Here is a 14,498-nt window from a genome sequence, read left to right on the forward strand (position 1 = left end):
TCCTCGAGGAAATTATGGCTGAACTCCCTGCTAAGCGTCGTTTTACCCGTATTGATCGCCTGCCCCCTTATGTTTTCAATATTACCGCTGAGTTGAAAATGGCGGCCCGCCGTCGCGGTGAAGATATTATTGATTTCAGTATGGGTAATCCCGATGGTCCGACACCACCCCATATCGTTGAGAAAATGTGCAGTGTCGCGCAACGTGAAGACACCCACGGCTACTCAACCTCTCGGGGTATACCGCGGCTGCGTAGGGCCATTTCCAACTGGTACGCCGAGCGTTACCAAGTGGATATTGATCCTGAAACTGAAGCTATTGTCACTATCGGTTCGAAAGAGGGGCTGGCTCATCTGATGCTGGCGACACTGGACCACGGTGATACAGTATTGGTGCCGAATCCTAGCTACCCGATTCATATTTATGGTGCGGTGATTGCAGGGGCGCAAGTTCGCTCGGTCCCATTGACCGAGGGCATTGATTTCTTCTGTGAATTGGAACGTGCGATTCGTGAAACCATTCCTAAACCGAAAATGATGATCCTCGGCTTCCCGTCTAACCCTACAGCACAATGTGTGGAGCTAGAATTTTTTGAACGGGTGGTGGCGTTAGCGAAGCAATACGACGTGCTGGTGGTGCATGACTTGGCCTATGCCGACATTGTATATGATGGTTGGAAAGCGCCGTCAATCATGCAAGTGCCTGGGGCAAAAGACATTGCGGTTGAGTTTTTCACCTTATCCAAAAGCTACAATATGGCCGGTTGGCGTATTGGTTTTATGGTGGGTAACCCGGAATTGGTTAATGCGCTGGCTCGCATCAAAAGCTATCACGACTATGGCACTTTTACCCCGTTGCAGGTGGCGGCAATTGCTGCCTTGGAAGGGGACCAACAGTGTGTTCGTGATATCGCTGAAAAATACCGCCAGCGGCGTAACGTGTTGGTACGTGGGTTGCATGAGGCTGGTTGGATGGTTGAAAACCCCAAAGCGTCGATGTATGTCTGGGCGAAAATCCCAGAGCCTTACGCCCATTTAGGCTCACTCGAGTTTGCCAAGCGCCTGTTGTCTGAGGCAAAAGTCTGCGTTTCGCCGGGGATAGGATTCGGTGATTACGGTGATACTCATGTCCGTTTCGCCTTGATTGAGAATCAGGACCGGATCCGTCAGGCGGTGCGCGGAATTAAGAGTATGTTTCGTACTGATGGTTTGCTGAAACCGAGTAAAGCGGTTTCAGGTGACGGTATCTAACCCCGCGCTTACCATCAACTAAATAGCTAACTCTCTATTCTGACCGGCGACCCACGCTGTCCGGTCAGAATAAAGTACCTTGTGTTCAAAACGTTATCCGCCCTCCTTAATGTTTTCTTCATCTATTTTGCACCATACTGATTATTAACTTGATGAAGTCAGTGGAGCACCACAATGAGAAATCGCTATTCACTCCCCCAAATAACCCTGCACTGGCTGACGCTAGTGATGATCATTCTGACTTATGCCGCCATGTTACTCAGTGACACGGTACCGGATGAAGATCGTACATTAGTGAAAAATCTGCATTTCAATTTTGGTATTTCTGTCTGGCTACTGATGTTGGTACGACTGTGGTTGCGCCAGCGCAATATAACACCAGCGATCACCCCAAGGTTACCTAACTGGCAGTTGTTAGGGGCGCAGATTATGCATTGGGGTCTGTATTTAATGTTCTTATCATTACCGGTGCTGGGGGTGTTGGCTCAGGCTTATGGTGGGAAAACCTGGTTCTTGCTGGGGTGGCAGGTACCGCAGTGGGTAACACCGGATGATGTCGCGCGTGGTTATCTTAAGCAGACTCACGAGCTAATTGCCAATTTAGGCTATTTTGTGATTGGCGCTCACGCACTGGCCGCGCTTTATCATCACTATATTCGCCGGGATGATACATTACGCCGAATGATGCCAGGAAAATGATAAAGGGCGCGAATGCGCCCTCTATACGATGTCAGATTGTGGATGGTTCGAGTTAATATTACTCGACCATCATCATGAAGGTGCCAACCCAAACCACCAACATAATAGAGATACCCATAAAGAAATATTTCACTGAACAACTCCCCTTGGAGCTACCTCGCCAGTAACGATCCAAATTGCTGTGCTACGTTTACCCTTGTTACTTAAAATTACAGTGGTGTTCGCTACGTTCACTCACCCGAGTCACTGACTGATGTCAGCTTGTCGGTATCAACTCACGTTCTGCCTGACTGTAATGCCAAGTTCTTTGGGTATTAAATGTGGACGAATCACGTTTTTAATCAATGGTAGCCATTTCATCACAACTGGCCAGCTATCAATCTGAGATACATCCGAATTGTCGTGCCAGCCTGAGCTAACTCAGTGGTATACGACAGGATCGGGCTAATGTAATCCCAACAGGGAGAAACTTTCAATACTGTAATTTTATGCATTAGATCACGTTTTCGTATATAAACCGCAAATATTGTGAGCCAATGCATTGAAGTGTGAAGCTATTAACGTTTTTTTAAATTATCGCTAAATAACAATTTGTTACTCTCTTGGTTACAATCTAAGCCAATCTGGTCGAGGTCCAGACAATCAGCTTATTTTTTTTACCCCGATATTGGCCTCAAAGCCCAGTAAATACAGGGCTTGTTCCAGTGCTTCAACCTTGGAAGCGTAGTACACATCCAGCAGGCGATCCATCTGTGCGGCATTCAAACCGAGCTTGCGCGCCATATCTGCTTTGCGGGTATTGGTGGTTAACATGGCATTGTGTAATTCAGCTTTCAGTCGCACCAGAATGGGCACATGAACTGCAATATCACCCGGTTGCAGCGCTGAGGGGGCGGGGACGGGGCGGCGCTCTTCCATTTCTGCTGCAATACCATTCTTAATACCGTCCTGTGCTTCCAGTTCAATATCCTCCTGAGAGTAGGTCACTGATTCCAATTCAGGGAAGTCGCGATACTGGATGTGGTACTCGCCGCTGGCTTCATCAAGGGCATAATGGGCTGGGTAATGGAACACGGTGTCACTCCTGTGGGGTACAAGCTACTAAAGGTAGTGGCATTGTACTGACATCAGCAGGTCGGGGTTACTTATTTAACGTAGTAGCACTTTGATTCAATCGGCCATTTTGGGTGATGTCAGCCGCATTTCCAGCGCCCTTGCCGGGCATCTGAATGCACACTCACCGCAGCCATCGCACTGCGCTAAAGCCAGTGTCGGCGGCTGGTGGGGCTGCCACACCAAAGCCTGTTTATCACAGTAATCGGCGCAACTGTCGCAGTAGATATAGGTATTTTGACAGATGTTTTCTACGCGAGGGTGCGCCGTAATATGGTAGGTAGAGGGTGATAAAGCACCGGTTTGGCAAGCAGTGGTACAGGCCAGACAACGGCTGCAATATTGGGTAGAAAAATCCAACTCAGGCCGTTGCTCGACCATGACTATCAGATGCTCGCCGCAGACGTGCATGCAGGCTTCACAACCCGTACACGTTTGCGTGAAAGCACTTTCAACAATGGCTCCCGGTGGCCTGATTGCGCTCCCCGATGGGAGGGTAAGTGGTTGTTGGCGGGCGCTTTTTAGCAAGCCACGAAATAGCCCACGGCGACTGATGGTGCGGTTTTCCAGATACGCCTTGTAGTAGCGCTCGTCTTTTATCATCGAAATAGCTCACGGGGCTGAGGAAATAGGCCCAGTTCAGTTTGTAAGGTTTTCAGGTAGCACTCGGTGATTTTTGCCAGCAACGGATATACCTGATACTCGGTTTGGCTGTTGGTTACCAGCTCAAGATAGCGATAGGCCCACGGCAGTAAATGCTCAGTGAGCAGTGCTAGCGCGGCTTTATCCGATGGGGGCTTAGTTGTCGGCTGCTGTTCAATTAAATGAACCCATGCCAGTAACATGAGGCCAAATTGATCTTCCGGTTCACGTATCGCACTTTGATTTACCAACCCGAATGTTGACAGGAATTGGCGATATTGCAGGGTGCTCGCCCCCATCAAGATATTTTCTTTATCCAGATAAACAGACCCCCAAGGTGGGGCGGGCATTTCACCTTGTCCCTCAAACAAAATCGAGAAATCATATTCCAGTTGTTCGGGTTGGATACTCGGCATCTGTTGGCAATATCGTACAATTTTAGCCGGATTCGGCCACGGAAAAATCTCAGCAATCTGTGGCAGTAGTGGCCAAAGGCGCTGTACGGTATCGGACTGTGGTGGATAGTAAAAACAGGCACCTAAAATCCTCGGCAGAGTGGTGTTCAGTAACATCAAAATTTTCTCTCTTCAGGTCCAGCTATCTCAATACGGCTTAGCCGCAGGTATCACGGCTAAGCAGCTATTTGTCAGTAGGCCAATAGAATCAATATGTTAATTTACATTGGCACTTGCCAGAGATTGTAGAAAGCGATACGCCCGGCCAACTCACCGATAACCAGCGCCGAGGCACTGACCGCGAGCGTAACCCGAGGGATCCTGTCTTTCAGTAATGCTGCGGCAGCAACAAAGATACCGAGCGTTAGCAGCAGAATTTGAATTCCCCAAAACAGCGCCTGCTGGCTACTCAGTTCCGCTGAACTTTGACCCAGAAAGCTGAGGTAACCTGGTTTATTCACCAAGGTCACAATGGCACCGACCAACACCGCTGATGCGCCAAGCTGACGAGCGCCGGTCAGAATAGCGCAAGCGCCACCGCCAACCAGTACCGTCATCCACAGTTGTAGCGAGGTATACGAGGTATCCCAATTAGGCACGGTTGTCAGTTGATAAACTTGGGTGATTGACCAGGCAAAGACCAGGCCGAAGATAACCGTTGCCACATTGCACAGCATTGCCAGTAATGTATTTTTGGCTATGGTTGAGAAAAATACGGTGCCACAGGCCATGGCGACAAACAATCCACTGAGCACTATCTCATTACTCATCGGCGAGCGACCAACACCCAATAGCATGGTGGCGGCGCGCAATGGTTGCCCAACATGCAGTGTGCCAACGATCAGGCCTACCATCATCAGCAGCAGACCGATGATATTGGCTTGTTTGAGTTGTAGTGGCGTGGTCATACCGAGTTTGTGACTCAGTAGCACCAGTGCAAACAACCCGACAGCGGTTTGCCCCAGTACGGTAAAAAACACCAAGGGTAATTCATGCATTTTATACCTCCGCCGGATTTTGGATGCAGCCTGATGTATCACCGGATGGCTTGGCATCACGGTGGCTTCTGATAACCAGATTGGGGTGTGTCAGATGCGCGTGCGGCAATGGCGCAATGGCATTCTCTTCACCGTATTTATCCCTCAATAGCGTGATTTCATCAAAATCTAACGCCCGCTGCGGGCAGGATTCGACACAAACTGGCTTATCACCTGCGGCAACCCGCTGATAGCAGCCATCGCACTTGGTCATTAGTTTCTTCTTGGCATCAAATTGCGGCGCACCATACGGGCAGCGCATCTCGCAATAGCGGCAGCCGACACAGAGATCCTGATTAACCACCACCAAACCATCTTCTTCGCGTTTATGCATGGCACCGGTTGGGCAACCCGTTACGCAGGTAGGTGATGAGCAGTGGTTACAGGCGATAGAGAGGTAGTAGTTAAAGACATTTTGTACCCAGATATTGTTCTGCTGAGTCCAACTGCCGCCGCCATATTCGTAAACCCGACGCAGCTTCGGTCCGAGATCCAACTTCTTCTCATCCTTGCAACTGATTTGGCAGGTCTTACATCCGGTGCACTTGGTGGAGTCGACAAAAAAACCATATTGCTTCATTATTCAACTCCTTATATACGTTTTACTTCAACGAGGTTGGTGTGTTGTGGGTTACCTTTTGCCAGTGGTGACGGTCGCAGTGTTGTTAAGGTATTGATACACCCTCCCACATCAATGCCGTCCTTATTGGTATTTCGCCATGCCCCCTGCGGCACGCTAATAACCCCCGGTAACACCCGTTCGGTAACCTTTGCTGCAATACGCATGCGGCCTCGGCTGTTAAAAATTTCGACCATATCCCCTTGTTGGATACCGCGAGGCTGGGCATCAATGGGGTTAATCCAAAACTGATGTGGTACCGCTTCCCGCAGCATGGCTACGTTATAATAAGAGGAGTGGGTATGGCCTTTGATATGGAAGCCTGTCATCTGCAAAGGGTAGTTTTTCATGGTTTCTACATCGCTAACACCTTCAAAGGTTGGGCAATATTCAGCGACAGCGGTAATGCGATCACCGGGTGCCAGTTGCCACTCTTTTTCCAATGTTGCCAGCGCTTCTGAGTAGATCTCAATTTTGCCAGACGGGGTTTTCAACGGGTGGTTCACAGGGTCATCACGGAAATCTTTTAACGCGATATATTGACTGCTGTCGGCATAAATACGATCGATGATGCCTTGGTCGTTGGTCTGTTCAAAAGGTGGCAAGGCGGGGTTTTTCTCACGCATTTTGTTATAGCTGATTTCAATCCATTCTTGCTGGGTATGGCCTTCGGTAAAGGCATCGCCAATTCCTAACTTGGTGGCAATTTCGGCTAACACATCATAAGACGGGCGGCACTCCCACAGCGGCTCGATCGCATTTTGCAACCGCGTGACGTAGTGATAAGCCCCACTAGCGTAGGAGTTATCAATTAAATCATTTGATTCAACTGAGGTGACATCGGGCAGTAATAAATCAGCATATTTGGCAGAGTTGGTCATGTGGTTTTCCCACACCAAAATAAACTCGCACAGTGATTCATCTTGTAAAATGCGGTGGGTTTTATTCAGATCAGAATGCTGATTGCCGATAACATTACTGGCGTAGTTCCACATAAACTTAATATTGGTATCAAGTTTATCTTTATTCTTCACATGCGCATTTTTCGCTGTCATTTCAGTGCCACGAAAAATAGCATCGGTCCACATAAAGCAGGGAATAGCAGTCTTCACTGGGTTCGGAATACTGAATCCCGGCACCGGATATTTCACATTCCCGCCCCAGGCTCCAGTATTGGTTCCGGCGCGGCCAATATTACCAGTCATCAATGGCAACATCATAATGGCGCGTGCCGCCTGCTCGCCATTAGCACTGCGCTGAATCCCCCAACCTTGTGATATCCATGCTGCACGGGCATTTCCCAACTCACGGGCTAATTGAATAATCTGTGTCGGTGCAATGCCGGTTATCTCACTGGCCCATTGCGGTGTTTTTTCTACCCCATCGTGGCCGTTACCTAAAATATAATCTTTGTAAGAGCTATTGGCGGGGGCTGAGGCGGGTAGTGTTGTGGCATCCCAGCCGACACAATATTGTGCCAGGAAATCTTCATCAGTCAGATTTTCTTTAATTAATACATGTCCTAATGCGGCCACCAGCGCGGCATCGGTACCTGGGAAGATGGGGAGCCATTCTGCGTTGAGGGTCGTTACGCTGTCGGTCATGCGTGGATCGATAATAATAACTTTGGCTTTGCTTTGCCCCAGAGCATGAACGGTTTCGATATATTGCCCGCCGCCCGACATCCGAGTCTCTGCCAGATTATGACCAAACATAACCACCAGATCTGAGTTTTTAATTTCATCCAGCAAAGTTTCGTCTGCATTGCCATAGATATACGGCATTACCGTATTTATTTGGGCGGTGGAATAAGTACCGTGTTGATCGAGAAAACCACCCAGCAAGCTCAGCATTCTTTTACAGGCATTGCGGCCTTGTAAATTAGCGCCGGTCGAACCAGAACCATATTGATAATAAATTGCTTCGTTGCCGTATTGTGCAATGGTTCTTTTTAGATTATCAGCGACAATAGTGGTAGCTTCATCCCAACTAATACGTTTAAATTTACCTTCGCCGCGTTTGCCAACACGCAGCATGGGATATTTGACCCGATCCGGGTTATATGTTTTCCATCTTACCGATCGGCCACGTAAACAGGGGCGAATTTGATGCTCACCAAAGGTAGAGTCATCATAAATTGCTTCATTAGCAATTTTAATAATTTCGCCATTTCTCACATGCACTTTTAGTGGGCAGCGGCTACCGCAGTTGACCAGACAAGCACTGTATTTAACGGTTTCCTCTGTTGTTGCTGCGTGCTCTTCTGGCGCGGCATGTACTGAAAAAGGAAGGGTGATAGAACTGGCAATAGCCGCAGCCCCGGTGACTGCGGCGGATGTTTGAATAAATTCACGGCGGCTTAGTGAGCCGGTGATAGGTCTTTTATTGTTATTCATCGACATTACCTTTGCGGAGGACACTTTTTTAATGAAAAATAAGAAAATTAGGGTTGAGCGGCAATGTCTCACCTTAGGAAATAACTTGTTACTTTTATATGATGTAAATCAATTAAGACGATATAACGGAAATATCGCGCTGTTTTTTGTGAGTGAGGCGAAGGTTATTAATAATTTACCGTAAGATATTAACCATTCCCTATACATAAAATTAATGTATTTATATAAAGTTAGTAGTTGTAATAAAGAATCAATCTCAAATGACCGGGTGCTGTTATTATTTCCATTATTTTATGGGTTAATTTAATTTATCTTTATGATCTTAAGAAAAGTCTTAATAAAGAAACGGCTGTTTTTACCGCTATTCTTTATCACCATAACGGCAATGGTTGGTGGTATTAACCCTAACTAAATAATGGCTAAAATGACATGCTGATCTATTTATCCAGATAAGAAGAGATCTGCATCACGATTCTTATCTCTTCCAGCTTGCAGTCGTGCATTAACATGGTAGTTTACCGAATAGTTGGATTGTTACCGTCAATGGCGGGCAAAACCTGATTGAGTAGCATGATGAATGCTGCTGAGTCGGGTTTTTTTGTTTTCAGGGCTAAAGCATGCAAATCGCTAAAATACTTAACAACAATGTAGTTATTGTTCTCGATCAGCATGGTCAGGAACAAGTCATTATGGGACGTGGTCTTGGCTTTCAAAAACACCCAGGTGAATCGCTAGATAACACATTGATCGAAAAAGTGTTTGCTCTAAAAGACAATGAATTGGTTTCGCGGCTGAGTGAGTTGCTGAGCTGTATTCCATTAGAAGTAATGATTGCTTGTGACTGTATCATCACGCAGGCAACGGCAAAACTGGGTAAGTTGCAGGATAACCTCTACATTTCGCTGACTGACCACTGTTTCTATGCGATTGAGCGGCATAAACAAGGTTTGGATATAACGAATGGATTGCAGTGGGAGATTCGTCGGTTGTATCCCAAAGAGTTTGCCTTGGGTCGTGAAGCCTTGCAGATTATTAAACAACGCCTTGGGGTGCAATTGCGTGAAGATGAAGCTGGATTTATCGCGCTCCATCTGGTGAATGCTCAGTTGAAGGGTGAAATGCCTGAAGTAATGCAAGTGACGAAGGTAATGCAGGAGATACTGCATATCGTGAAGTACCAATTTAAGCTGGAATATGATGAGGACGGGCTGAGTTATCACCGTTTTGTTACCCATCTGAAATTTTTCTCACAGCGAATGTTGGGCCGTAATGGGGTCACCAGTGATGATGATTCCTTACACGATGCAGTGAAAGATAATTATGCCGAGGCTTACCGCTGTGCGGGTAAGATTCAGCAGCATATGAAATTGCAGTATCAACAAGATTTGAGCAAAGAAGAGCGGATGTTTTTGACTATCCATATTGAACGCGTTCGCCGGGAAAGTTTTAATCTGCCAGATTAAATGATTTAAAAGGGAAGGGTTCTAAGTAGTAAGAGAATTTAGCCAAACTGGATTGTTACTGCTTCGGCAGGCAAAACCTGAATGTACTTGTGTCGCTGGGTCGCGGTGCGGAGTGCGTTTAGGTTTTTTTTTGCCCGAATTTTTACCTGTATAAACAAGAGTGTTACCGAAGGAAAACACGATGCAATACACAACGGTCGCCAGCGAGATCCTCGCCGGAGTAGGGGGGCAGAGTAATATTAATAGCGTAGTACATTGCGCTACCCGTTTACGCTTTAAACTCAAGGATATGGCGCGGGCTGATGCCCAAGCGCTGAAAGATAATCCTGGCGTTATTATGGTAGTGGAAAGTGGTGGCCAGTTTCAGGTGGTTATCGGAAACCATGTTAGTGAGGTCTACCAGGCGTTAGTGAACCAAGCGGGGTTGGCTGATGCTGAAGAGCATGATAACAAGTCAGGTAATCAAAAAGAGAGTTTGTTCAGTCACTGTATCGATATCATTTCGGGTATTTTCACCCCCTTGCTCGGTGTATTGGCCGCCTCCGGTATTCTTAAAGGTTTTTTGGCACTGAGTGTTGTTTGCGGCTGGTTACAACCCGACAGCGGCAGCTATACAATTTTATTTGCTGCCAGTGACTCACTGTTTTATTTCTTCCCACTGGTATTGGGTTATACCGCAGGTAAGAAGTTTGGTGGCAGTCCATTTATTACCATGGCGATTGGTGGTGCATTAGTACACCCCTTGATGCTCGCTGCATTTAACGCAGCCGGGCAACCTGGGGCTTCTGAGGTCTATTTCCTTGGTATTCCGGTCACATTTATCAATTACAGCTCGTCGGTTATCCCTATCATATTAGCGGCTTGGGTTAGTAGTCGGTTAGAAAAAGGGTTTAACCGGGTGTTACACAGCAATATTAAGAACTTTTTCACGCCATTACTGTGTCTGGTAATAACCGTTCCAGCCACCTTTTTACTGATTGGCCCGCTGGCAACCTGGCTTAGCCATTTATTGGCGTCGGGGTTCCAAATTATCTATTCGGCTGCTCCTCCTGTTGCCGGTGGTGTATTGGCCGGGCTATGGCAGATTTGCGTTATCTTTGGGCTGCACTGGGGTTTGGTCCCTTTGATGATAAACAACCTGAGTGTACTGGGCTATGACGCCATGTTGCCGCTGTTGTTACCGGCAGTTATGGGGCAAGTGGGGGCCACGCTCGGTGTCTTTTTACGTACTCGCGATGCAAAAATGAAGGGGCTGGCTGGTTCGGCATTTACTGCGGGGATATTCGGTATTACTGAACCCGCTGTTTATGGGGTGACCTTACCGTCGAAAAAACCGTTTGTTTTTGGCTGCGTAGGCGGGGCGATAGGGGGTGTCATCGTCGGTTTCTGCCAGACCCATGTTTATTCATTCAGCCTTGCCAGTATCTTCTCTTTTGCCCAGATAATTCCCGCTACAGGTGTCGATGCCAGCGTATGGGGCGCCATTATTGGCACCCTGATTGCGTTGATCTTTGCTGCCATCAGCACCTTCTTTTTTGGCCTGCCAGCGCCTGTTGCCACCGCAGAAACAGAGGATTTGTCTCACACCTCATCCATCACCGATAACCACAGTGGTATGGGCGAAGTGATATTCAGCCCGATCAGTGGTGAATTGTTAGCGCTAGCGGATGTCAGTGACAGTATTTTCGCCAGTGGTTTATTGGGGGCGGGAATTGCGATTATTCCACAACAAGGGCGGGTCGTGTCACCGGTTAATGGCGTTGTAGCGTCACTGTTTAAAACCCACCATGCGATTGGCATTGAATCTGATTCTGGTGCTGAGGTCCTTATCCACGTTGGTATTGATACCGTCAAACTCGATGGCAAATATTTTACCGCTCATGTTAAAGCCGGTGACCGGGTCAGCGCAGGTGATTTACTGCTGGAGTTTGATTGTGCGGCGATTACCGGAGCAGGTTATGACCTGACGACGCCGATAATTATCAGCAACAGTGAAAATTATCAGGATGTCCTGTGTGCTAAAGGCACCTCTATTACTGAGCAAGCCCCGTTATTAACCGTAATTCGTTAATACTGATTTAGGAGAAAACCGATGAAACATGCATTTCCAGATAATTTCCTTTGGGGCGGTGCGATTGCCGCTAATCAGGTAGAAGGGGCTTATCTTGCTGAGGGGAAAGGGCTATCTACCTCTGATTTACAACCCCATGGTATTTTTGGCGATATCATTCCTAGGGTGAGTGGTGACAGTTATGTCAAAGATCTAGCTATCGATTTTTATCATCGCTACCCAGAGGATATCGCACTATTTGCTGAGATGGGGTTTAAATGTTTGCGGATATCCATTGCCTGGACACGTATTTTCCCACAGGGCGATGAGCAGCAGCCTAATGAGGCAGGTCTGGCATTCTATGACCGTGTATTTGATGAAATGGCGAAATATAACATTACGCCATTGGTGACATTATCCCACTATGAGATGCCTTATGGGCTGGTTAAGAATTATGGTGGCTGGGGTAATCGTAAAACAATTGGTTTCTTTGAACATTATGCCCGCACCGTGTGTCAGCGTTATCAGCATAAGGTTAAATTGTGGCTGACATTTAATGAGATCAATATGTCGCTGCATGCGCCATTCACCGGAGTAGGATTAGAGCAAGCAAGCAGTAAGAGTGCCGTGTATCAGGCTATCCATCACCAGTTGGTTGCCAGTGCCAAAGCGGTTGCTGCATTGCATGAAATTATCCCTGATGGCCGAATCGGAAATATGCTGTTGGGTGGGCTGATGTATCCACTAACTTGCAAGCCTGCCGATGTATTGGAAACATTACAGCAGAATCGTGAATGGCTATTCTTTGGCGATGTGCAGGTTCGCGGTTATTACCCCTCTTATATGGCTCGTTATTTTAAACAGCACGGCATTAGTGTTGAAATTACTGCTGAAGATAAACTGGCATTAAAACAGACTGTCGATTTTATCTCCTTCAGTTATTACATGAGCGGCTGCGTGACCGCCGATGAAGAGTTAAACCGTAAAGCCCGAGGTAATATTCTTAGCATGGTGCAGAACCCGCATCTGGCCAGCTCGGAATGGGGGTGGCAGATCGATCCTGACGGGCTGCGTATCTTGCTCAATGAATTATGGGATCGTTATCAAAAACCCCTGTTTATTGTTGAGAATGGGCTGGGAGCGAAAGATAAGCCGGATGTTAATGGCCATATTGAAGATGACTATCGCATTGAATATCTCAATGACCATCTGGTCCAGGTCGGTGAGGCTATCGAAGATGGCGTTGAGGTGATGGGATATACCAGTTGGGGGCCGATTGATTTGGTTAGCGCCTCAAAAGCTGAATTATCCAAACGTTATGGTTTTATTTATGTCGATCGCGATGACAGTGGTAATGGCACATTGGAACGCCGTCGTAAGAAGAGCTTCTATTGGTATCGCGATGTGATTCAGAGTAATGGCGAGGCATTGAAACGCTAATAGCGACGTTTGTATGTTGCAGTGATATAAGCAGCTCTCAACTGTTTTGCCTCACTGCAACACGACTTATTTTTGGGGAAGTACCGAGTATTTATTATTAGATGTGCGGGTTATTCTAAAAATGGAAAATAATGAAACCAACGGGATCTTTATAACGGGGTCTCTGGTGCTCCCGGAGCGACTGATCCAGGTGGCTATCGTTACCATAATAATACTTGGTTCTTTTACAGTGGATTCAATCAGCAGGTAACAAAACATCAGGATGACGCCAACCGTGGTTTAAGTGTGTTTTACAGCATGTCGTTGGCGGACCAACGGACCAATTACATGCATTACGCTACCTCCGCAGGCATCCGTTATCGCGGCTTATTTGATAGCCGCCCACAAGATTGGTTGGGATTCGGCGTATCAATGGTTAAACTGAGTGATTATTATAAAGATAATCAACGCTATCTGAATCAAATCAATAATGTTTCTGATTATAATAATCCACGTTACTCTCCAATAGCTGGGTATTCGGTTGCTGCCGAACTGTATTATCGTTTCCGTGTCACTTCATGGCTGGAATTACAACCTGATCTACAATATTGGCACTCACCAGCAGGGGTAAGCCAAACGCAAGATGTATGGGGAACCGAATTAAAAACAGTTATTACATTCTAAATTTCGCCTGTATTGCAGATAATACGGCTATGACGTGGTGCTTTAACTGGCACCACGTAAACTGTTACGCTATTCTCCATCGAGTATTATATTGTAGAGAATCAGCGTGATGTTGAATATGAAAAACAGATTCGATGGTAACAACATCTTAGGTGAAAGGAATATTCACGCAGTTTTTGAACTGAGCTTATTACTGAAAGCAATCTTAGCCGTGATGGAGATTATCAGCGGTATTTTAACCTATTTTGTGACGCCGCAGTTTTTGCTAAATATTCTGCATCGCATCACGCAAGTTGAATTTATTGAAGACCGTGGCGATGTGGTAGCCCATTATTTACTGCATGCGGCACAAAATCTCTCAATCAGCAGTCTGCATTTTGCCGCATTTTATCTGCTCATCCACGGCGTGGTTAAGTTGTGGGTCATTATTGGATTATGGCGCAAAAAGCTGGGTTATTATCCGGCGGCAATAGTCATATTCAGCTTATTCATTATCTATCAACTCTATCGTTATACCTTCACTCACTCGGTGTTATTGATCGTAATAACTGCGCTGGATGTGGTGGTTATTGTGTTGACGTTGCTGGAGTATCGAAGATTACGCCAGCAGCATAAAACCCCTTAGCCAGATGAAGGCCATACTGAGCAATGCGAACCAAAAACCAAGGTTA

13 protein-coding genes and 1 pseudogene are annotated in these 14,498 nt (G+C 46.7%); 7 read left to right on the top strand and 7 right to left on the bottom strand.

Features of this window, described 5'->3' with window-relative positions; genetic code table 11:
• The first annotated feature begins 14 nt into the window (after positions 1-14).
• Positions 15-1,250, top strand: coding sequence for an alanine transaminase (locus tag A6J66_023430; protein ID PNM26836.1), 1,236 nt, complete (start codon positions 15-17; stop codon positions 1,248-1,250).
• 174 nt (positions 1,251-1,424) lie between these two features.
• The gene (locus A6J66_023435) at positions 1,425-1,949 is read left to right on the top strand and encodes a cytochrome b (protein PNM26837.1); all 525 of its coding nucleotides are present in this window, start codon (positions 1,425-1,427) and stop codon (positions 1,947-1,949) included.
• A gap of 58 nt (positions 1,950-2,007) precedes the next feature.
• Here the strand turns inward: A6J66_023435 and ypdK are convergent, their stop codons facing one another.
• The 7 genes from ypdK to A6J66_023470 form a co-directional block, all read right to left on the bottom strand.
• Entirely contained in the window at positions 2,008-2,082 is a 75-nt protein-coding gene (ypdK, locus tag A6J66_023440; GenBank protein PNM27143.1) for a membrane protein YpdK, read from the bottom strand.
• A gap of 509 nt (positions 2,083-2,591) precedes the next feature.
• Positions 2,592-3,023: a hypothetical protein gene (locus A6J66_023445; GenBank protein PNM26838.1), complete on the bottom strand. Its 432-nt coding sequence runs from the start codon at positions 3,021-3,023 to the stop codon at positions 2,592-2,594.
• A gap of 96 nt (positions 3,024-3,119) precedes the next feature.
• Positions 3,120-3,665, bottom strand: a complete 546-nt coding sequence (locus tag A6J66_023450) for a (Fe-S)-binding protein (GenBank protein ID PNM26839.1) — start codon at positions 3,663-3,665, stop codon at positions 3,120-3,122.
• Positions 3,662-4,276 carry a molecular chaperone gene (locus tag A6J66_023455; protein ID PNM26840.1) on the bottom strand — a complete coding sequence of 205 codons (615 nt, stop codon included), beginning with the start codon at positions 4,274-4,276 and terminating at the stop codon, positions 3,662-3,664. Before A6J66_023455 ends, A6J66_023450 begins: the two co-directional genes overlap by 4 nt.
• Positions 4,277-4,380: 104 nt before the next feature.
• Entirely contained in the window at positions 4,381-5,157 is a 777-nt protein-coding gene (locus A6J66_023460; GenBank protein ID PNM26841.1) for a diguanylate cyclase, read from the bottom strand.
• Position 5,158: 1 nt separating this feature from the next.
• Positions 5,159-5,776 carry a dimethylsulfoxide reductase, chain B gene (gene dmsB, locus A6J66_023465; protein ID PNM26842.1) on the bottom strand — a complete coding sequence of 206 codons (618 nt, stop codon included), beginning with the start codon at positions 5,774-5,776 and terminating at the stop codon, positions 5,159-5,161.
• Between the two features lie 11 nt (positions 5,777-5,787).
• Entirely contained in the window at positions 5,788-8,211 is a 2,424-nt protein-coding gene (locus A6J66_023470) for a dimethyl sulfoxide reductase subunit A (GenBank protein ID PNM26843.1), read from the bottom strand.
• Positions 8,212-8,828: 617 nt separating this feature from the next.
• On the opposite strand from A6J66_023470, the gene A6J66_023475 reads away from it, so the two are divergent.
• The 5 genes and pseudogenes from A6J66_023475 (at position 8,829) to A6J66_023495 (ending at position 14,452) form a co-directional block, all read left to right on the top strand.
• A complete protein-coding gene (locus A6J66_023475) occupies positions 8,829-9,674 on the top strand; it encodes a PRD domain-containing protein (protein PNM26844.1) in 846 nt (281 codons plus the stop codon).
• 181 nt (positions 9,675-9,855) lie between these two features.
• Complete coding sequence (locus A6J66_023480; GenBank protein PNM26845.1) at positions 9,856-11,745, top strand: PTS beta-glucoside transporter subunit IIABC; 1,890 nt, start codon at positions 9,856-9,858, stop codon at positions 11,743-11,745.
• 21 nt (positions 11,746-11,766) lie between these two features.
• Complete coding sequence (locus A6J66_023485) at positions 11,767-13,164, top strand: 6-phospho-beta-glucosidase (GenBank protein PNM26846.1); 1,398 nt, start codon at positions 11,767-11,769, stop codon at positions 13,162-13,164.
• 138 nt (positions 13,165-13,302) lie between these two features.
• Positions 13,303-13,827, top strand: a pseudogene (locus A6J66_023490) (carbohydrate porin).
• Between the two features lie 109 nt (positions 13,828-13,936).
• On the top strand, positions 13,937-14,452 hold the full coding sequence (locus A6J66_023495) for a DUF2127 domain-containing protein (protein PNM26847.1): 516 nt from the start codon (positions 13,937-13,939) through the stop codon (positions 14,450-14,452).
• Positions 14,453-14,498 lie beyond the last annotated feature (46 nt).

This window comes from Yersinia enterocolitica (genome assembly GCA_002082245.2).
GTDB classification, from domain to species: Bacteria; Pseudomonadota; Gammaproteobacteria; order Enterobacterales; family Enterobacteriaceae; genus Yersinia; species Yersinia enterocolitica_E.

Coding starts and splice junctions, on each gene's coding strand:
- A6J66_023430 (PNM26836.1), top strand. CDS start 15: ATGGCTGAACTCCCTGCTAAGCGTCGTTTTACCCGTATTGATCGCCTG.
- A6J66_023435 (PNM26837.1), top strand. CDS start 1,425: ATGAGAAATCGCTATTCACTCCCCCAAATAACCCTGCACTGGCTGACG.
- A6J66_023450 (PNM26839.1), bottom strand. CDS start 3,665: ATGATAAAAGACGAGCGCTACTACAAGGCGTATCTGGAAAACCGCACC.
- A6J66_023455 (PNM26840.1), bottom strand. CDS start 4,276: ATGTTACTGAACACCACTCTGCCGAGGATTTTAGGTGCCTGTTTTTAC.
- A6J66_023460 (PNM26841.1), bottom strand. CDS start 5,157: ATGCATGAATTACCCTTGGTGTTTTTTACCGTACTGGGGCAAACCGCT.
- dmsB (PNM26842.1), bottom strand. CDS start 5,776: ATGAAGCAATATGGTTTTTTTGTCGACTCCACCAAGTGCACCGGATGT.
- A6J66_023470 (PNM26843.1), bottom strand. CDS start 8,211: ATGAATAACAATAAAAGACCTATCACCGGCTCACTAAGCCGCCGTGAA.
- A6J66_023475 (PNM26844.1), top strand. CDS start 8,829: ATGCAAATCGCTAAAATACTTAACAACAATGTAGTTATTGTTCTCGAT.
- A6J66_023480 (PNM26845.1), top strand. CDS start 9,856: ATGCAATACACAACGGTCGCCAGCGAGATCCTCGCCGGAGTAGGGGGG.
- A6J66_023485 (PNM26846.1), top strand. CDS start 11,767: ATGAAACATGCATTTCCAGATAATTTCCTTTGGGGCGGTGCGATTGCC.
- A6J66_023495 (PNM26847.1), top strand. CDS start 13,937: ATGTTGAATATGAAAAACAGATTCGATGGTAACAACATCTTAGGTGAA.